Source organism: Nonomuraea harbinensis, assembly GCF_019396385.1.
In the GTDB taxonomy this organism is placed as follows: Bacteria; Actinomycetota; Actinomycetes; order Streptosporangiales; family Streptosporangiaceae; genus Nonomuraea; species Nonomuraea ferruginea.
This window is the reverse complement of record NZ_JAHKRN010000052.1, coordinates 44,308-62,420: the sequence shown is the minus strand read 5'-3', so window position 1 is coordinate 62,420 and position 18,113 is coordinate 44,308. Positions and strand designations below refer to the sequence as shown.

General features: G+C 71.8%; 21 protein-coding genes. 10 read left to right on the top strand and 11 right to left on the bottom strand.

Annotated features, from left to right (window positions below):
* Positions 1–321: 321 nt before the first annotated feature.
* The 3 genes from KME79_RS36540 to KME79_RS36530 are packed head-to-tail and all read right to left on the bottom strand — an operon-like array spanning position 322 to position 1,663.
* Positions 322–894, bottom strand: coding sequence for an anthranilate synthase component II (locus KME79_RS36540; protein ID WP_219549916.1), 573 nt, complete (start codon positions 892–894; stop codon positions 322–324).
* The gene (locus KME79_RS36535; RefSeq protein ID WP_187281666.1) at positions 891–1,055 is read right to left on the bottom strand and encodes a hypothetical protein; all 165 of its coding nucleotides are present in this window, start codon (positions 1,053–1,055) and stop codon (positions 891–893) included. The genes KME79_RS36540 and KME79_RS36535 overlap by 4 nt, the downstream gene beginning before the upstream one ends.
* Complete coding sequence (locus KME79_RS36530) at positions 1,052–1,663, bottom strand: class E sortase (protein WP_148036047.1); 612 nt, start codon at positions 1,661–1,663, stop codon at positions 1,052–1,054. The genes KME79_RS36535 and KME79_RS36530 overlap by 4 nt, the downstream gene beginning before the upstream one ends.
* Positions 1,664–1,807: 144 nt before the next feature.
* On the opposite strand from KME79_RS36530, the gene KME79_RS36525 reads away from it, so the two are divergent.
* Entirely contained in the window at positions 1,808–2,053 is a 246-nt protein-coding gene (locus KME79_RS36525; protein ID WP_148036046.1) for a cell division protein CrgA, read from the top strand.
* Between the two features lie 33 nt (positions 2,054–2,086).
* Here the strand turns inward: KME79_RS36525 and KME79_RS36520 are convergent, their stop codons facing one another.
* On the bottom strand, positions 2,087–2,956 hold the full coding sequence (locus tag KME79_RS36520) for a rhomboid family intramembrane serine protease (RefSeq protein WP_148036045.1): 870 nt from the start codon (positions 2,954–2,956) through the stop codon (positions 2,087–2,089).
* A gap of 152 nt (positions 2,957–3,108) precedes the next feature.
* A complete protein-coding gene (locus tag KME79_RS36515) occupies positions 3,109–3,645 on the bottom strand; it encodes a peptidylprolyl isomerase (RefSeq protein WP_364233786.1) in 537 nt (178 codons plus the stop codon).
* A gap of 157 nt (positions 3,646–3,802) precedes the next feature.
* Here KME79_RS36515 and KME79_RS36510 point away from each other — a divergent pair, with 157 nt between their 5' ends.
* The 3 genes from KME79_RS36510 to KME79_RS36500 all read left to right on the top strand — a co-directional run bounded on the left by KME79_RS36510 (position 3,803) and on the right by KME79_RS36500 (position 8,354).
* A complete protein-coding gene (locus tag KME79_RS36510; protein WP_148036044.1) occupies positions 3,803–4,309 on the top strand; it encodes a hypothetical protein in 507 nt (168 codons plus the stop codon).
* A 97-nt stretch (positions 4,310–4,406) separates the two neighbouring features.
* Complete coding sequence (locus tag KME79_RS46670; protein WP_281429602.1) at positions 4,407–7,391, top strand: helix-turn-helix transcriptional regulator; 2,985 nt, start codon at positions 4,407–4,409, stop codon at positions 7,389–7,391.
* Positions 7,392–7,445: 54 nt separating this feature from the next.
* Positions 7,446–8,354 carry an alpha/beta fold hydrolase gene (locus KME79_RS36500; RefSeq protein ID WP_246641017.1) on the top strand — a complete coding sequence of 303 codons (909 nt, stop codon included), beginning with the start codon at positions 7,446–7,448 and terminating at the stop codon, positions 8,352–8,354.
* Between the two features lie 13 nt (positions 8,355–8,367).
* On the opposite strand, the gene KME79_RS36495 is transcribed toward KME79_RS36500, so the two are convergent.
* A complete protein-coding gene (locus tag KME79_RS36495) occupies positions 8,368–8,952 on the bottom strand; it encodes a TetR/AcrR family transcriptional regulator (RefSeq protein ID WP_271277287.1) in 585 nt (194 codons plus the stop codon).
* A gap of 61 nt (positions 8,953–9,013) precedes the next feature.
* Here KME79_RS36495 and KME79_RS36490 point away from each other — a divergent pair, with 61 nt between their 5' ends.
* Positions 9,014–10,297 carry a cytochrome P450 gene (locus tag KME79_RS36490; protein WP_219549912.1) on the top strand — a complete coding sequence of 428 codons (1,284 nt, stop codon included), beginning with the start codon at positions 9,014–9,016 and terminating at the stop codon, positions 10,295–10,297.
* Here KME79_RS36490 and KME79_RS47550 read toward each other — a convergent pair.
* Positions 10,260–10,430: a DUF3073 domain-containing protein gene (locus tag KME79_RS47550; protein ID WP_148036040.1), complete on the bottom strand. Its 171-nt coding sequence runs from the start codon at positions 10,428–10,430 to the stop codon at positions 10,260–10,262. The genes KME79_RS36490 and KME79_RS47550 overlap by 38 nt on opposite strands.
* An 89-nt stretch (positions 10,431–10,519) precedes the next feature.
* On the opposite strand from KME79_RS47550, the gene KME79_RS36480 reads away from it, so the two are divergent.
* Together KME79_RS36480 and KME79_RS36475 are read left to right on the top strand one after the other, a co-directional pair.
* Positions 10,520–10,852: an ArsR/SmtB family transcription factor gene (locus KME79_RS36480; RefSeq protein WP_148036039.1), complete on the top strand. Its 333-nt coding sequence runs from the start codon at positions 10,520–10,522 to the stop codon at positions 10,850–10,852.
* A gap of 42 nt (positions 10,853–10,894) precedes the next feature.
* A complete protein-coding gene (locus KME79_RS36475) occupies positions 10,895–11,773 on the top strand; it encodes a 1,4-dihydroxy-2-naphthoyl-CoA synthase (protein WP_219549910.1) in 879 nt (292 codons plus the stop codon).
* Here KME79_RS36475 and KME79_RS36470 read toward each other — a convergent pair whose 3' ends face one another.
* Positions 11,774–13,495, bottom strand: coding sequence for an ABC transporter ATP-binding protein (locus tag KME79_RS36470; RefSeq protein WP_246641016.1), 1,722 nt, complete (start codon positions 13,493–13,495; stop codon positions 11,774–11,776).
* 74 nt (positions 13,496–13,569) lie between these two features.
* On the opposite strand from KME79_RS36470, the gene KME79_RS36465 reads away from it, so the two are divergent.
* Positions 13,570–14,124 carry a TetR family transcriptional regulator gene (locus KME79_RS36465; protein ID WP_219549908.1) on the top strand — a complete coding sequence of 185 codons (555 nt, stop codon included), beginning with the start codon at positions 13,570–13,572 and terminating at the stop codon, positions 14,122–14,124.
* A gap of 32 nt (positions 14,125–14,156) precedes the next feature.
* Positions 14,157–15,071: an aminoglycoside phosphotransferase family protein gene (locus KME79_RS36460; protein ID WP_219549906.1), complete on the top strand. Its 915-nt coding sequence runs from the start codon at positions 14,157–14,159 to the stop codon at positions 15,069–15,071.
* Here KME79_RS36460 and KME79_RS36455 read toward each other — a convergent pair.
* Both KME79_RS36455 and KME79_RS36450 read right to left on the bottom strand, forming a co-directional pair.
* Positions 15,059–15,646 carry an HPP family protein gene (locus KME79_RS36455; RefSeq protein ID WP_219549904.1) on the bottom strand — a complete coding sequence of 196 codons (588 nt, stop codon included), beginning with the start codon at positions 15,644–15,646 and terminating at the stop codon, positions 15,059–15,061. The two genes, KME79_RS36460 and KME79_RS36455, sit on opposite strands and share 13 nt — an antisense overlap.
* A 5-nt stretch (positions 15,647–15,651) precedes the next feature.
* Positions 15,652–16,509 carry an alpha/beta fold hydrolase gene (locus KME79_RS36450; protein ID WP_219549902.1) on the bottom strand — a complete coding sequence of 286 codons (858 nt, stop codon included), beginning with the start codon at positions 16,507–16,509 and terminating at the stop codon, positions 15,652–15,654.
* 93 nt (positions 16,510–16,602) lie between these two features.
* Here KME79_RS36450 and KME79_RS36445 point away from each other — a divergent pair, with 93 nt between their 5' ends.
* A complete protein-coding gene (locus tag KME79_RS36445) occupies positions 16,603–17,124 on the top strand; it encodes a CGNR zinc finger domain-containing protein (RefSeq protein ID WP_219549900.1) in 522 nt (173 codons plus the stop codon).
* Here KME79_RS36445 and KME79_RS36440 read toward each other — a convergent pair.
* The gene (locus tag KME79_RS36440; RefSeq protein WP_219549922.1) at positions 17,121–18,032 is read right to left on the bottom strand and encodes an NADP-dependent oxidoreductase; all 912 of its coding nucleotides are present in this window, start codon (positions 18,030–18,032) and stop codon (positions 17,121–17,123) included. The two genes, KME79_RS36445 and KME79_RS36440, sit on opposite strands and share 4 nt — an antisense overlap.
* Between the last annotated feature and the right edge of the window lie 81 nt (positions 18,033–18,113).

Genomic DNA, 18,113 nt, shown 5'->3' with positions numbered 1-18,113 from the left:
CACAGCCCGCTGACCAGCCGGAACATCACCGCCTAGAGAAACGCTCTCCCGGCGGCCCGACCTATGTTCACCGAGGTCAGACCCCGAATTCGGCTCTCCAGGCCACCGAATTACGTCGAACGCAGGTACAGGGAAGGTCTTGCGAGGAGCGCCGGTGTCTGGACTGAGGAGAGAGGGAGCGCAGCGACCGAACGACGAGGGAAGACACCGGATCTGAGCGACGAGCCGGCGATCCGAAGGATCGCCAATAAAGAACGCCCCCGCCGCTCGGGGGCAACGGCGGGGACGCTCATCTGTCTGTCGCTCTGAGGCTCCGGTTCGTTACAGCGTTTTCTCCAGCCAGTTTCCGAGCAGCCGGTGGCCGTGCTCGGAGAGCACCGACTCGGGGTGGAACTGGACGCCCTCGACGGGCGCGGCGCGGTGGCGCAGGCCCATGATGACGCCGTCGCCGGTGCGGGCGGTGACTTCGAGCTCCTCGGGGACGGTCTCGGGGAGCACGGCCAGCGAGTGGTAGCGGGTCATGCGGACGGGCGAGGGCAACGTCGCGAACACCCCCTTGCCGTCGTGGCTGATCGCGCTGGTGCCGCCGTGCACGAGGTCGGGGGCGCGGGCGACGGTGGCGCCGTAGGCGTGCGCGATGGCCTGGTGGCCGAGGCAGACGCCGAGCAGCGGCTGCCCGCGCCGGGCGGCGTGACGGACGAGCGGGACGCTGACCCCGGCGGCTTCGGGTGTGCCGGGGCCGGGGCTGATCAGGATGCCGTCATAGCCGTCGGCGTCGTCCACCCGCACCTCGTCGCGGGGCCGCACGTCGCAGCTCGCGCCCAGCACCTTCAGGTACTGGACGATGGTGTGCACGAAACTGTCGTGGTTGTCCACGACCAGCACGCGGGTCATCGGCGCACCGTCACCTCGTCGAGCGTCACAGTGGGTTCCAGGAGCGGGAACACCGAGAACCAGAGTACGGCCATCGCCGTGGCGACCAGCAGGGCGGCCCACAGCAGCCGCCGTCCTGGACCGCCGGGGAGCCTGCGCCACAGCCAGCCGTACATCGTCATGCCTTCCTGGGCTCGGTGTCCTTCAGCACCCCGTACACGATCAGCCGTTGCGCCGCCGAGTATTCGGGGTGGCAGGTCGTCAGCGTGATGTACGCCCGGATGGGCCGCAGGCCCGGCATGCCGGGCACCGGGGCGAGCACGTCCACCTCGCCGGGCTCGACGATGTCCTGCGAGGTGACCCGGTAGGTGTAGCGGGCCTCGCGGGCCTCGACCACGAGCTCGTCGCCGCGTTCCAGCTCGTCGACGCGGTTGAACGGGGCCGCGTACGTGGTGCGGTGGCCGGAGACGACGAAGTTGCCGACCTGGCCGGGCATGGCGGTGCCGGGGTAGTGGCCGGGGCCCTTCTTCAGGTGCTCGGCCCGTACGCCCTCGACCACCGCGTAGCGGAAGTCGTGGCCCAGCCTGGGGATGCGCAGCAGCGCCACGGCGTCGCCCAGCTCGACGGCGGGCGGCCGGGCGGCGTTCTCGGCGGCCAGCGCGCGCTGCAGCAACAGCTGCTGGCTCGCCGTGTAGGCGCCGGTGCCCCAGAGCAGATAGGCGCAGAAGAGCGCCAGAACCAGGCCGGCGGTGATGCTCAGCTCCCCCGTGGTCCGCAGCACGATCCGCACCCGACCAGGGTAAGCGGGACGACTCCGGGCGCCGGGGATCGCCATCCCGTGCGCGTGGCGACTATCCTGGGGCTCGCTACCACTACCCTTTACGCAGAGCCTGCGGACGATCCGGAAGCCCAGGCCCTCAGCAGGAGTCATCCAGTGCCCAAGCCCAAGACGCGCAAGAAGGCGGTTTACACCCCGCCGCAGAAGACCCAGCAGATCAAGGTCAGCCCTCGCTGGCTGGCGCCGACGATGGTCGCCTCGTGGATCATCGGCATCCTGTGGATCGCCACCTACTACGTGGCCCCGCGGGCGCCCTTCATCGGCGATCTGCAGAACTGGAACCTGCTGATCGGGTTTGTTTTCATCATCTTCGGTGTGGTTCTTTCCACCCGCTGGCGCTAGTTCTTTTCCACAGCTTTTCCACAGCTGGGGACGTCAGCCCAGGATCGCCATGGTGATCATGGGAATTCTGACGACCACGAGCACGGCGAGCAGTGCCACGAACCCCGCGACCGCAGCCGCCTGCCACACAGCGCGGTTCTCCCGGGGCGCGTAGGCCAGCGCCGCCGACAGCGCTGCCCCGGTGACCAGGCCGCCGATGTGGCCGGTCCAGCTGATGCCGGGGACGATGAAGGTGATGGCCAGGTTGATCGCGATCAGCACGGCGATGCCGCGCACGTCCAGGTTCAGCCTGCGCCCCACCACGAACACCGCGCCGAACAGGCCGAAGATGGCTCCCGAGGCGCCGACGGTGAGGATGCGCGGGTTGTCCATCCACAGCCCGAGGACCGACCCGCCGAGCGCGCTCACCAGGTAGAGCGCGACGAAGCGGACGTGTCCGAACGCCCGCTCCAGGTACGGCCCGATCACGTAGAGGGCCCAGCTGTTGAACAGGATGTGGAACATCCCGCCGTGCACGAACGCGGCGGTGATCAGCCGGTAGTACTCGTCGCCCAGGGCCACGAAGAGGGAATTCATGCCCAGGAGGCGCTGGATGTCCGGCACGAAGTACTGTGCGACGAAGACGAGCACGTTGGCCGCCAGGATGGTCCACGTCACGTAGGGAGCGCGGACCACCGCGCCGCCGAACGTCGACTTCGCCTGCCTGATCCCCCGGTTGCCCTCGGCCACGCACTCGGGACATTGGAACCCCACTGCCGCGTCGCGCATGCAGTCGGGGCAGATGGGCCGGTCGCACCGCTGGCAGCGGACCCACGTCTCCCTGTCGGGGTGCCGGTAGCACGTGGGGACCGTCTCCGCGGGCTGCTCGGGCTGCGAGGGCGGGAGGGGCGGCTGGCTGGTCATGCCCGCAGCCTAAAGCCTGCGGGCCACTCCCGCGTCCGCTGCTCGGACGGGGTGACGCCGCCTCCCGCGTGCCGGGCCGGCGCGGCCCGGCTTCCGGGAAGGAGGGCCTGGCAGAGCGCAGGAACCCGGAAGGCCGGACAGGCGGCCGCGCGTCAGGCCGGGACGCGGTCGATGGTGACCGACTCCAGGACGACTTCCTCGACCGGCTTGTCGTTGCGCCCGGTCTTGGTCTTGGAGATGGCGTCGACGACGTCCTGCCCCTCGACGACCTCTCCGAAGATCGTGTGGCGGCCGTTGAGGTGCGGCGTGGGCACGGTCGTGATGAAGAACTGCGACCCGTTGGTGCCCTTCCCCATCTTCTTGCCCGCGTTGGCCATGGCCAGCAGGTAGGGACGGTTGAAGTAGAGCTCGGGGTGGATCTCGTCGTCGAACTCGTAGCCCGGCCCGCCGAAGCCCTCACCGAGCGGGTCGCCGCCCTGGATCATGAAGTTGGGGATGACACGGTGGAAGATCGTGCCGTCGTAGTAGCGGTCGTTGCTCTTCTCGCCGGAGCCCGGGTGGGTCCACTCGCGGGAGCCTTCGGCCAGCTCCACGAAGTTTCGCACCGTCTTGGGGGCTCTGTTGGGAAAGAGCTCGACCTTGATCATGCCGCGATTGGTCTGCAGATTCGCAATCAGCTTCTCAGCCACGAGACAGCTGCCTTCCTCTATGCACAGGGTGGAATTGTGGTGTTTTGACAACCATGGCCCTAAGGCCTCCGCTGCCATCCTCCCACGGCGGGCCATGATTGAGCCGCTTTGTATCGGGAAGGTCACGCGCGGGGCCCCAACGACAGGGGAGGTAGTCGTGTCCCTGACACTGAGAAGACGACGCCGCGTGGTCATAGAAGTGCCCACCACGTGGCAGGGCCGGATGAAGGCCCAGGCCATGAAAACCGGCGCGCGCATGGCGCCGATGGCCGACCAGGCCAAGCTGGCCGCCAACAGGCGGGTCGACGACGCCCGGATGTGGGCTGCACCCAGGCTGAAGAAGGCCGCCCACCGGGTCGAGGACCAACTCGCACCGGCAGTCAGCTCGATGCTGAACGACGCCGCGATCCGGGTCAGCCCGGTCCGGCGGCAGCAGTCGCGGCGCTGGCCGACGGCCGTCCTGGTGACCGGTCTCGCCATCGGCGCGGCCGGCTTCATGTTCTACCGGCGTAACGCCCAGCAGTGGACCGAGCACATGAAGGACTCCGCGTCCGACGCGTCTCGCTGGGCACACGAGCGGTCCGACAGGGCCGTCCAGTCCACGGGCCCGGCCGGCGCGCCGGTGTCCGAGACGACGGATGAGGCATCTCACCGGATGCCATGATCCGCGATGAAGGCGCGCCCCCGGTTCCGGGGGCGCGCCTTTTCGTCTGTTCGTACGTGACATTCATCACCATATTTGGCCTTATAGGGTCATTCTCATGCTGTACGGCCGAGCCACCGAGATCGCCGCGATCCAGGGTGTGATCGACGCGGCGCCGGCCGGTGCGGGACAGGCCCTGCTGCTGCGGGGCGAGGCCGGCATCGGCAAGTCGGCCCTGCTCGATCTGGCCGCCACCCTGGCCGGGCCGCGGCTGACCGTCCTGCGCGCGTGGGGCGTCGAGGCCGAGGCCGACCTGGCGTTCGCCGCGCTGCACCAGCTGCTGCGGCCGGTGACCGGGCTGCTCGACGCGCTCCCGGCGCCGCAGCGCCAGGCCGTGGCCGGGGCGCTCGGGCTGGCGGCGCCGGCCGAGGACCGGTTCCTGGTGGCGGCCGGGGTCCTGTCGCTGCTGGCGGAGGCGGCGGGGGACGGCGGCGTGCTCTGCCTCGTGGACGACCTCCAGTGGCTGGACAGGGCGTCGGCCGACGCGCTGCTGTTCGCGGCCCGGCGCGTCCGCACCGAGCGGGTCGGGATGCTGCTGGCGGTCCGGGGGGACGGCGTCCACAAGGGTGTTCCCGAGCTGCGACTGCGCGGGCTGGACGACGAGAGCGCGGCCACGCTGGTGGACTCGCTGGCCCCGGCGGCGCCACCGGTCCGCGCCCGCCTGGTGTCGCTCACCGGCGGCAACCCTCTCGTCCTCGGCGAGACCCTGGCGTCCCTGAGCCCCGACCAGCTCGCCGGCCGCCTCCCCCTCCCCGACCCCCTGCCTGGCGGCGCCCAGCTCTTCGGCGACCAGGTGTCCCGCCTCTCGGCCCCGGCCCGCCGCGTCCTCCTCGCGGCATCCCTGGAACCCGACCTCACCCTGACCCTCCGCACCGCGTCCCTCCTGGACTCACCCGTACGGACCCAGCACGAGCAACCACCGACCGAGACGGAGACCGACGTACGGGCATGGTCGAACCAGGTTGATTCTGGGAAGGGGGCACCCGCGAGGGCGCGTGTGACGGAAGCGTCGGTGCGGGCACCCGCACGGGAGCTGCCTGCGGCGGTGAGCCTGCGCGAAGAGGTTGCTCTGGCCGGGCTCTATGAGGCGGAGAAGGCAGGGCTCGTGGTGGTGGACGGGGCGGCGGTCCGGTTCCGGCATCCTCTGGTGCGGTCGGCGGTGCACGTGGCGGCGGGGCCGGTGGAGGTACGGCGGGCGCACGCGGTGCTGGCCGAGCTGGTGGAAGGTGACAGGCGGGCCTGGCACCTGGCGGCCGCCACCATGGGGCGGGACGAGCCGGTGGCCGCCGCGCTGGCCGCCGCGGCCGACGGAGCCCGAGCCAGAGGTGGGTACGGCGACGCGGCGACGGCACTGGGCCGAGCGGCGGAGCTGACCCCCGACCCCTGGACCCGCGCCCGCCGCTACACGGACGCGGCCACCGCAGCCTGGCTCGGCGGCCGTCCAGGCCAGGCCCAGACCTACCTCGCCGAGGCCCACGCCCTCACCCACACAGAACCCCTTCACGAGACAACACCCGCACACCAGAAAGAAGGCTCACCCCCCACGCCCCATCCCGCGCCGGAGACCGGCGACGAAAGACCGCCCGTTCACGAGGGAGAAAGGGCGCCGAAGCCGGAAGCCACATCTCCACACAGAGCGAACCGTCCCTCAGCAGACGCCCGGGACGAGACGGCTGGAGGGAGGAGCGGTTCCAAGGGGTTCGATGGGTTGCGGCGGGAGATCAGGCAGTTGCGGGGGCGGTTCGAGTTGAACTCGGGGGACGCCGCGGAGGCCGTGCGGATCCTCGCCGGGGGCGACAGCATGGAGATGCTGGCCGACGCCGCCGAGGCGGCGAACTACGTGGGCGACATCCCGGCTCTCGTGGAGATCGGGCGCAGGGCGCTGGCGCATCCGCCGGGGTTCCTGCGGGACGTGGTGGCCGGGATCGGGGCGCGGCTGGACGACGGCGGCGGGGCGGAGCTGCTGCGGGGCGCGCTGGCGAGGACCGGGGAGCTGCGGGAGGCGGCCGAGTTCCTGTGGGCGTCGGCGGCGGCGAGCTATCTGGGCGAGGCGGACGTGTCGGCCGAGCTGGTCGGGCGGGCGGGCCGGGTGGCGCGCGTGTCCGGCATGGTCGGGCAGCTGCCGGTGGTGCTGGAGTTCGTGTCCACGGGCGAGCGGCTCAGGGGCAGGCTGGCCGAGAGCGAGGCCGTCGCCGAGGAAGGGCTGGCGCTGGCCAGGGAGGCCGGATACACCAACAGCGAGGCCGCCCACCTGGCGAACCTGGCCGTGGTGGCGGCGCTGCGCGGCCAGGAGGAGGCCTGCCGGGAGCACGCGAGCCGGGCCCTGGCGATCGCGGTGCCGCACCGGGTGGGGCTGCGCGCGGGCGTGGCCTCGTACGCGCTGGCGATGCTCGATCTGGGGCTGGGCAGGTACGACGCGGCGCATGCCCGTTTCACGGCCCTGGCGGCGGCGGGGCATCCGACGGTGGTGTGGCGGACGGCGCCGGACCGGGTGGAGGCGGCCGTGGCCGCGGGTGAGCCGGAGGCGGCCCGCGAGGCGCTGGACGGACTGGAACGGTGGGCGGCGAACGCCGGCACGCCCGAGTCGCGGGCGTCGCTGCTGCGCTGCCGGGCGCTGGTGGACGGGGACGCGGCGCTGTTCGAGGAGGCGGCGCGGCTGCACGGGGAGCCGTTCGAGGCGGCGCGCACGGCCCTGCTCCACGGCGAGCGGCTGCGCCGTACGCACCGGCCGGGGCAGGCGCGGGGGCGGCTGCGTTCGGCGCTGGAGACGTTCACCCGGTTGCGTGCGGAGCCGTGGGCCCGGCGCGCGAGCGGGGAGCTGCGCACGGCCGGGGAGGCGGCGGGCGACGTGCCGGAGGCCGACCCGGCGGCGGCCCTGACGCCTCAGGAGCTGCGCATCGCGCGCCTGGTGGCCGAGGGGGCGTCGAGCAAGGACGTGGCGGCGCGGTTGTTCCTCAGCCCGCGCACGGTCGAGTATCACCTGTACAAGATCTATCCCAAGCTCGGCATCACCAGTCGTACTGAACTCGCCCGCCTTCTGTAGTGCCCAGTAGTCCTACGGAAGGCACCGGCGCCGGTCGGGGCCAAGCTTGGAGGCATGACAGAGAACCTGATCAACGTGGACGGCGTCGAGCTCTGGACGGAGGAGTTCGGCGACCCCGATCACCCGCCCGTTCTCCTGGTGATGGGGTCGATGTCGCAGGGCGTGCTGTGGCCGGAGGAGTTCGTCGGCAGGCTGGTGGCCGGCGGGCGCAGGGTCATCCGCTACGACCATCGCGACACCGGCAGATCGGGCACCGTCGACTTCGACGCGAACCCGTACACCTGGCTCGACATCAAGGACGACGTGCTGCGCGTGCTCGACGCGTACGGGCTGGAGAGCGCGCACCTGGTGGGCCACTCGGCGGGCGGGCTGCTCGGGCAGCTGGTGGCGGTGGAGCGGCCGGAGCGGGTGCGCACGCTCACCGTGATCGGCTCGTCGCCGCTGGGCGGGCACGAGGGCGAGGTGCTCATGCGGGCGCTCACCGGGCAGCCGCAGCCGGAGGGCAGCCTGCCGCCGCCCAGGCCGGAGTTCACGGCGTTCTACACCGAGGCGATCCAGAGCCCGCCCCCGGCCACCCGGGGCGAGCAGATCGACCGGATGATCGCCGAGGCGCGGGTGCTGAACGGGACGGCGCTGCCGTTCGACGAGGACGCCGAGCGGCGGCTGGCCGAGCGGGTCTTCGAGCGGGCCAGGGACCTGGCGGCGGTGGTCAACCACCGGCGGGCGGCCGCCGCTAACCCCGGCTTCGAGCCCGAGGGCGTGCTCGGCCAGGTCGAGGCGCCGACGCTGGTCATCGAGGGCACGCACGAGCCCGCCAAGCCCGGCCACGGCGCGCTCATCGCCGCGGCCATCCCCGGCGCGGAGCTGCTCATGGTGCGGGACATGGGGCACATGCTGCCTGCTCAGGTCCGCGACGAGGTGGCGGACGCGATCCTGCGACACACGGCCGAGCCCACCGCCTGAGCGCCGGGCCTGGCTAGGTGAGTGCGGAGATCGCGGCGAGGGCGTCGACGATCTGGCGGGAGTCGGGGGTGCTGTCCGGGTCGAGCAGCCATTGGATCATCAGCCCGTCGGAGATCGCGATCAGCACCGAGACCAGGACCTCGGGCGCGACCGGCAGCTCGACGCCCATCTCGGCGGAGGCCCGCCGCAGCATGCCGACCCCCGCCTCGCGGGCGTCGCCGTACGCGGCCGCGAGGCGCTCGCGCAGCGCCTGCTCGCGCAGCGCCGCGGGGTAGCCCTCGACGCAGCCCATCAACGTCGGCCGCATCTCGCCGAACACGTCGACCAGCGCGGCCATGGCGCGTTCGAGCAGCTCGCGGGGCGTGCCGAGGCCGCTGCTGAAGATGGCCTTCTCGACCCGCTCGGTCCACCCCTCGAAGCAGGCGATGATGGCCTCGTTGAGCAGGGCGTCCTTGCCTCCGAAGTGATAACCGATGGAGGCGAGGTTGGTGCCCGACGCCGCGACCAGGTCGCGCGCGGTCGTGCGGGCGTAGCCCTTCTCCTGCAGGCAGCTCACCGCACCGGCGAGCAACCGCTCGCGAACCTCTTTCCGTGACACGGCATCCATGCTATCGATATATACAAGCGTCTATGACATACGTACGTATCGGAGGATTGTGATGCTCCCACCCGGACCGCGACTGCCCGCAGCCGCCCAGACCGCCTGGATCATGCTCGACCCCGCGGGCGCGTTCGACAGGCTGCACCGCGAGTACGGCCCGATCTTCACGGTGCGCTACTTCGGCTTCCCGCCCGAGGTGTACGTCACCACCGCCGAGCTGGCCGAACAGGTCTACCGCACCGACCAGGGCGGCGGCCTGGCCGGCGCCGCGCGGCGCGACTTCCTGGAGCCGATGGTCGGCGCCCACTCGGTGCTGACGCTGGACGGCGACGGCTGGTCACGCCACCGGAAGGCGCTCACCCCGCCGTTAAGAGCCAGGCAGGTGGCCGGCTACCACGACGAGATCGCGGCCATCGCCGCGGAGAAGATCGCGACCTGGCCGCTCGGCGTGCCGATCGCGCTGCGCGACCGCATGCAGGAGATCACCCTGGAAGTGATCATCAGGCTGGTCTTCGGCATCCGCGACGCGGAGCGCCTCGGCCGGCTGCACGCGCTGCTCCCCCGCCTGATCCGGCTCGGCGGCGCGACGTCGGTCGTCATGCTCCCGGCCCGCCTGCGCGAGCGCGCCAAGGGGGTGCCGTTCCTGCCGTACGCGCGCTTCCTGAAGGCACGCGCGGGCGTCGACGCGATCCTGTACGAGGAGATCGCCCGCAGGCGGAGCGCCGGGGCGGACGGCACGGACGTGCTGAGCAGGCTGCTGGAGTCGGGCTTCGACGACCAGGAGATCCGCGACGAGCTGATCACCCTGCTGATCGCCGGTCACGAGACCACGGCGACCAGTCTGGCCTGGGCGTTCGAGCGGCTGCTCCGGCTGCCGCACGTCCTGGAGCGGCTGCCCGACGACGAGCCGTACCTGGACGCGGTGGTGAAGGAGGTGATGCGGGTCAGGCCCGCGGTCTACGAGGCCCCCCGGCTGCTCGACGCCCCGCTCCGGCTGGGTGAGTACGAGATACCGGCCGGATCGTACGCGGGACCGTTCATCCCGCTCGTGCACCGGGACCCGGCGGCTTTCCCTTCACCGGAGGAGTTCAGGCCGGAACGCTTCCTCGATGGTCAGCAGAGCAGGGCCTGGATGCCGTTCGGCGGCGGCCGGCGCTTCTGCGTCGGCGCTCAGCTGGCCCTGCTGGAGATGCGGGTGATCATCAGGGAGGTGTTGCACCGCCTGGATCTCACGGCGCCGGATCCGGCGCCCGAGACCAGGCGGCTCACCAACGTCACCCTGAGTCCCGCACGACTCACCCGCGTTATTGCGCGCGCCCGGTCTCTTGATCGGACGACGTAGCGGGGTGCATGTCGTCACGTCGTTCGTCGGCGCCCAACTCCTCGCGGAGGCGGTCGTAGTCGATGTGATGGCTGGTGTACTTCAGCTGGCGAGCGACCTTCGTCTGCTTCGCCTTGGCTCTTCCTCGGCCCATGGCTCAACTCCCTAGTCCCCGCTGCCCATGCTATCCGACAACGTTACGACTTGAAGAATTATGCAACTGCGCTGGATTAGTCTGTCACTATGCACGTGGAGGTCAACCAGGCCAAGGCGGATTTGTTCCGGACTCTCGGCCACCCCGCTCGCATCAGAGTGTTGGAGCTACTCCAGGAAGGGCCACTTCCCGTCAGGGATCTCCTGGCCCAGATCGACATCGAGGCGTCGAGCCTCTCACAGCAGCTGGCGGTCCTGCGCAGAGCGGGCATCGTGACCGCCATCCGTGAAGGCAGCACCGTGGTCTACACACTGGCCACACCCGAGCTCGCCGACCTGCTGCGGATCGCCCGCCGCATCCTGACCGACATGCTCGCCGACCAGGGCCAGCTGCTCGCCGAGCTCCGGGCGGAGGTCCCCTGACCGGCCCGTGGGCCGGAGCCGCCACCCGGTAGGCTTCGGCCCATGGTCTCCGAGCTGTTCGATCCCAAGGCGTGGCAGGAAGTCGAGGGGTTCGACTTCACCGACATCACCTACCACAGGGCTGTCGACCAGGGCACGGTGCGCATCGCGTTCAACCGCCCGGAGGTGCGCAACGCCTTCCGCCCGCAGACCGTCGACGAGCTCTACCGCGCGTTCGACCATGCCCGGCAGACCACCGACGTCGGGTGCGTGCTGCTGACCGGCAACGGCCCCTCGCCCAAGGACGGCGGCTGGGCCTTCTGCTCCGGCGGCGACCAGCGCATCCGCGGCAAGGACGGCTACCAGTACGCCGACGGCTCGGCCGCGACCGGGCGACTGCACATCCTCGAGGTGCAGCGGCTGATCCGGTTCATGCCCAAGGTGGTCATCTGCGTGGTGCCCGGCTGGGCGGCGGGCGGCGGCCACAGCCTGCACGTGGTGGCCGATCTCACACTCGCCAGCGCCGAGCACGCCCGGTTCAAGCAGACCGACGCCGACGTGGCGAGCTTCGACGGCGGCTTCGGCTCCGCCTATCTCGCGCGCCAGGTGGGCCAGAAGTTCGCCCGCGAGATCTTCTTCCTCGGCGACACCTACAGCGCGGCCGACGCCCACCGGATGGGCATGGTCAACGCGGTCGTGCCGCACGAGGAGCTGGAGGCCACGGCGCTCGACTGGGCCCGCAAGATCAACGCCAAGTCGCCGACCGCGCAGCGGATGCTCAAGTTCTCCTTCAACCTGATCGACGACGGGCTGGTGGGCCAGCAGGTGTTCGCCGGTGAGGCGACCAGGCTGGCCTACATGACCGACGAGGCCGCCGAAGGGCGCGACTCGTTCCTGGAGAAGCGCGACCCCGACTGGTCGCCGTACCCCTATCACTACTGATCACCGGGCCCCGGCCGGCTCGGCGATGCGCAGCGCGGCCACGAACGCGCCGTAGAGCTCGTCGGACGCCAGCAGCTGCTGGTGGGTGCCGCGGGCGCGGATCCGGCCGCCGTCCATCACCACGATCTGGTCGGCGTCGATAACGGTGGACAGCCGGTGCGCGATGGTGACGACGGCGCCTCTGGCGGCCTGGCGGCGCACGCACTCCTGGACCGCGGCCTCGGTGAGTCCGTCGAGCTGCGCGGTGGCCTCGTCCAGCAGGAGCACGTCCGGCGCGCGGAGCAGCGCCCGCGCGAGCGCGATGCGCTGGCGCTCGCCGCCCGACACCTGTCCCGACGACACCGGCCGGTCCAGGTCGGCGAGGTCCAGCCGCACCTCGCGCAGGACCTCGGCGACCTCCTCGGCTGTGGCGGCGGGGTTGGAGAACAGCAGGTTCTCCCGGATCGTGCCCGGCACCAGCGGGGTGTCCTGCTCGACATACGCGAGCCTGGCCCTGATCTCCTCTCTGCTGTACGCGGCGTACGGGCGGCCGTCGAGCAGCAGTTCGCCTTCCCGAGGTTCGAGGAAACCGAGGATCAGTGAGAACAGCGTCGTCTTGCCCGCGCCGGAACCGCCCACGATGGCCAGATGGCCGCGCCTGGGGACGGCCAGCTCGACGTCGCGCACGGCCGGCCCGGCGCCCGGCGCGTACACGGCGGTGACGCCTCGCAGCTCGATCACCGGCCCCGCGGGGTCGCCGCCGGCCGCCGGGGCGAGGGTGCCGGCAGGCTCCGCCGGCATCGCCTCCACCGCCCGGAGCCGCTCGGCCGCGGCGATGCCGGACTGCAGCGCCGTGGTGTTCTGGCTGAGCTCCATGATCGGGTCCATGAGCCCGAACGCGTAGAGCAGGAACGCGATCAGGCTCGACACCTCCATGTGGCCCGCGCCCACCCGCCAGGCGCCGATGCCGAGGATCAGGATGATCGCGAACTGGATGCCGGCCCAGGCGACGGTCCAGGCCGTGGCCTCGGCCCGGACGGCGCGCACGCCCTGCTCCCGTGAGGCGTGCGCCTCGGCCAGGATGCGGTCCGCCTGGCGGTCCTCGGCGCGGCTCGCCTTCACGGTCCGAATGGCCCGCAGGGTGCCCTCCAGCACGCCGCCGAGCCGCCCGACATGCTCCTGCGCCCGTTCCTGCGCCTTCGAGATCGTGGGCATGAGCAGCGCGAACAGCACGATCACCACGAGCACGGCCACCACCGTGACCGCGAGCAGGACCAGGTCGAGCACGCCCATCAGGACGAGCGTGCCGGCCAGCATGACGGTGCCGTTGACCAGGCCGATCACGCTGGAGGTCGCGGCCTCTCTGAGCAGCACGGTGTCGGAGGTCACACGGGTGACCAGCTCACCTGCCGGGTGACGGGTGACGGCGGGCACCGTGGCCCTCAGGAAGCGCCGCACCACCGAGTCGCGCGCCTCCAGGACCACCCGCTCGCCCAGAGAGCCGAGCATGACCCACTGCCAGCGCCCGACCACGATGCCCACCACGAGCAGCGCCAGCAGCGCGCCGACGGGCGCCGCGAGCGAGGCTCCCGTCCCGAGCGCGTCGAGCACCCACTTGGTGATCATCGGCGTGGCGAGGGCCAGCGCCGAGCCCACCAGCGCAAGGAGCAGCCCGGACGCGAGCGTGCGGACGTGCGGCCGGGCGAAGGACCACAGGATGCGCCAAGATTCCGGAACTTTCATACCCATCATGGAACATCAATGTTCCATAATCGGTCAAATGGGTTTCTCTCTGGTGGCCCATGTACCGTAAGCCCATGGACGAGACGGGCACCCGGGCACGCACACGACGCGCCATCCTCGACGCGGCCGTGTCGACCCTCGCCAGAAACCCGTCCGCCTCGCTCGCCGACGTGGCGGCCGCCGCCGGAGTCGGCCGCACGACCGTCCACCGCTACTTCCGCGAGCGCTCCGACCTGCTGAGCGCGATCGGCGCGCACCTCATGGAGCTGGTGGCGACCACCACCGAGCGGGCCCGCCTCGACGACGGCCCCGCCATCGAGGCGCTCGACCGGCTCTGCCAGGAGTACTTCGAGCTGGGCGACGGCTTCCTGTTCGCCTTCGAGAACCCGCAGCTGGCCGACTGGGAGAGCTGGGACTCGGAGACCGAGGCGGATCAGGCGCTGACCCGGCTCATCGAGCGCGGACACGCCGACGGCACCATCGACCCCACGCTGTCGACAGCCTGGGTGGGCAGCCTGCTGTGGGCCATGCTGTACGCGGCCTGGCAGCACACCCGGGAGCAGGGCGTGCCCAAGCACACGGCGCTGCGGCTGTGCCTGCACTCCCTGCGCAAGGCCCTGACCCCGTGAAAACCGGTTGTCCCGGCGGCCAGACTGGTGGCATGGAGATCGTGGTGCCGCCGGCGTTGACCGAGTCGCATGTCAAGTGGGAGGGCGAGGCGGGACGGGCCTGGTCGGCCGGGCTGCCCGCGCTGGCCAGGCGTTATCTGGAGGAGTGGGGGCTGCGCCTCGACGGCGCGTCCATGCACGGCGTGGTCTCCCTGGTGCTGCCCGTGGTGCGGGCCGACGGCACGCCCGCCGCGCTGAAGCTGCAGCCCGTCACCGACGAGAACGCGACCGAGCCCGTGGGCCTGCGCGCCTGGGCCGGCGACGGGTCGGTGCTGCTGCTGGAGCACGACCCGGCCACCGGAACGATGCTGCTGGAGCGGCTGGACGAGAGCCGGTCGCTGTCGGCGGTGGCCGACGACCTGGCGGCGCTGGAGATCCTCGCGGCGCTGCTGGCCCGGTTGGTGGCGCGGCCCGCGCCCGAGGGGCTGCGACGGCTCGGCGACATCGCCGGGCAGATGCTCGCCGACGTGCCCGCGGCGCTGGCGAAGCTCCCCCGGGAGGAGGACCGGTCCTGGCTGCGCCGGTGCGCCGACACGGTGGCCGAGCTGGTCGGCGAGCCCGGCGACCGGCTGCTCCACTGGGACCTGCACTACGACAACGTGCTGGCCGGGGAGCGCGAGCCGTGGCTGGCGATCGACCCGAAGCCGCTGGCCGGCGACCCCGGGTTCGATCTGCTGCCCGCGATCCACAACCGGTGGAGCGAGGTGGTGGCCTCAGGCGACGTGCGCCGCGCGGTGCTGCGCCGCTTCGACCTGATGGTCGAGATCCTGGAGCTGGACCCGGCGCGGGCGGCCGGCTGGACGCTCGGCCGGGTACTGCAGAACTCGCTGTGGGACGTCGAGGACGGCGAGACCCGGCTGCACGACGTCCAGCTCGCCGTCGCCGAGGCGGTGACTCACCGCCAGTAGACCGGGTACCTCGGGCCCGGGAGCACTCTGCCCAGGATCACTCCTCCGGCGATCACCAGCGCGCTGGCGGTCAGCACCGGGTTGAGCAGGTAGACCGGGTCCGGTGCGGTGAGCCCGATCAGCGCCGCCGTGGCCGCGGCGGGCGGGTGCGGGGCGCGCAGCAGGAGCATGGGCCCGATCGACAGGGCGGCGGCCACGGACGCCGTCCACACCGACGGGCCGGCCAGGGCGACGGCTGCCAGGGCGAGCGCCGCCGCGCCGGCGTGCCCGAACGCGATGCTGCGCGGCTGCGCGAACGGCGCCGCCGGGGCCAGCGCCACGATCGCCGCGCTGGCCACGAACGGCAGCGCGAACAGGCCGGGTTCGACGGCTCCGGCGACGGCGGCGAGCAGCAGCAGCCCGGCCAGCGCCGCCACCATGGCGACCACCGCGTCCTTGACCCCGCGGCCCCCGGGCGCCGGGTCAAGAGCGGGCGCCGGTCCAGGAGCGGGCGCCGGTCCAGGATCACGCGCCGGGTGGGGGTCGGGTGCCAGGTGGGGGCCGGGCGTGGTGCGGCGATAGGAGGGGCGGGCCATCGGCGTCAGTCCGACAGGCCGCGGAGGAAATCGCGGGTCAGGGCCGCGATCTGGGTGAGCCTGGTTTCCAGCGGGAAGTGCCCGGCGTCCAGCAGGTGGACGCGGGCGTCCGGCACGTCACGGGCGAAGGCCCGCGCGCCGTCCGGGCCGAAGATCTCGTCGTTGCGGCCCCACACGGCCAGCACCGGCGGGCGGTGCGTGCGCAGATACTCCTGCCACTGCGGATAGAGGGCGACGTTGCCCTCGTAGTCCAGGAAGAGCGCGAGCTGGATGTCGGCGCTGCCCGGCCGGTCCAGCAGCGCCTGGTCGAACAGCGCCTTGTCCGGGTTGACCAGCGTGGTGTCCGGCACGCCGTGGGTGTACTGCCACTGGGTGGCCTCCCAGGTGAAGTACGCCCGCAGCGCCGCCGTATCGGCCTGCGGGTCTGCCCAGGCCTTCTTGAACGGGTCCCAGAACGGGGTCAGCCCTTCCTCGTACGCGTTGCCGTTCTGGGTGACGATGCCGGTGATCCGCTCGGGATGCCGGACGGCGAGCCGGAAGCCGACGGGTGCGCCGTAGTCGTGCACGTAGAGCGCGTAACGCCGCACGCCGATCGTGTCCAGCAGCCGGTCCACCACGTCGGCGAAGCGGTCGAAGGTGTAGCCGAACTCTCCGGCGGCGGGCGCCGAGCTGTGCCCGAAGCCGGGGTAGTCGGGCGCGATCAGGTGGAACTCGTCGCCCAGCTCGCCCATCAGCTCCTGGTAGGCGATGGACGAGGTCGGGAACCCGTGCAGCAGGACGAGCGTGGGCGCGGACGGGTCGCCCGCCTCGCGGTAGAAGACGTCGAGCCCGTCGATCCGGACGGTGCGGTAGCGGATGGTCACGGCGAACCTCTTAACCGTTGAAAGTCTTTTCGGTGGTTAAGTGATAGCATGATGATCTGCAACCGGTCAAATCGACTTCAGAGGTTAATCACTGTGAGACTGCGTCCGCTCAGGACCGAACCCGTGGGGCTGGACCTGGTCGACACCGTGTGGATCGACAACGCCACACAAGTCGACCAGTTCGACGATGTCGACGGCGTGCGGGCCTGGCTGGCGGATCACGATCTGCCAGGCGGCGACGACCCGGAGCGCGCCCGCGACCCGCTGGTCCAGGCCCGCGACGCGATGCGCGCGCTGCTGGAGCGGGGCGAGGCGGCCCCGCTCAACGCGGTGCTGGCCCACGGCGCCCGCCGCCCCCAATTGAGCGGCGCCGAGCCGTACGAGGTCGTCGTCCTGGACGATCCGGCCTGGCACGCGGCCTGGGTGGCGGCCGCCGACCTGGCCCGGGTGCTCGGCGAGCGCCCGGAGCGGGTGCGCAAGTGCGCCAACCCCCGCTGCGTGCTCTGGTTCTACGACGTGAGCAAGAACGGCGGCCGCCGCTGGTGCTCGATGGACGTGTGCGGCAACCGGGCCAAGGTGGGCCGGTTCAACCAGCGGCAGCGCGTCCGTTCCTAGGAGACCGTGATGACGATCTTGCCTGCGCCGTGGCGGGTCTCGATCTCGCGGTGCGCGTCCGCCGCACGCTCCAGCGGGTACGTCCCGCGTACCGGGAACTTGAGCCGGCCCTCGGCGTACAAGGCGGCGTAGCGGGCCAGGCGCTCGGCGCTGCGCGTGCCCCGGGTGACCTTGATGCCCAGCTCGGCGGCCTTGTCGTGCTCGACCAGCGTGAGGATGCGGTCGCGGTCCTTGACCAGCTCCAGCGACACCTCCAGCGCGTCGCCGCCCGCGCCGTCGAGCGCGGCGTCCACGCCGCCGGGGGCGAGGGCGCGCACCCGGTCGGCCAGGCCCGCGCCGTAGGCGACCGGGATGGCGCCGAGGTCGCGCAGGTAGGCGTGGTTCTCCTCGCGGGCGGTGCCGATCACGGTGGCGCCGCGCATCCCGGCGACCTGGACGGCCACCGTGCCGACCGCGCCCGCGGCGGCGTGCACGAGCAGCGTGTCGCCCTCGGTCACGGCGAGCCCGTCGAGGGCCAGCTCGGCCGTCTGCGCTCCGGCGGTCAGCGAGCCGGCCACCTCCCACGGCATCGAGGCCGGCTTGGGGGTCACGTCGCCCGCGTCGACCACCACGTACTCGGCGTAGCAGCGCAGCAGCGAGAACCCGAGCACCTCGGCGCCCGCCGTCACCCCGGTCACCCCCTCCCCCACCTGGTCCACCACGCCGGCGAACTCGTTGCCCGGGATCCGCGGCAGCCCGCCCGTCACCCCCGGCGGGGTCCAGCCGGCCCGGACGGCCGCGTCGAACGGCTGCACCCCGGCGGTCCTCACCCGTACGCGCACCTGGCCGGGGCCGGCCTGCGGAGCCGGCAGCTCCATCACCCGCAGCACCTCGGGGCCGCCGAACTCGGCGAAGGCCGCGGCCCGCATGATCTCGTCGTTCATGCGGCCAGCCTGCTTCCTCAACCGAGGTTGAGGTCAAGCGGGCTAACCGCGCGCAACATATGCCTA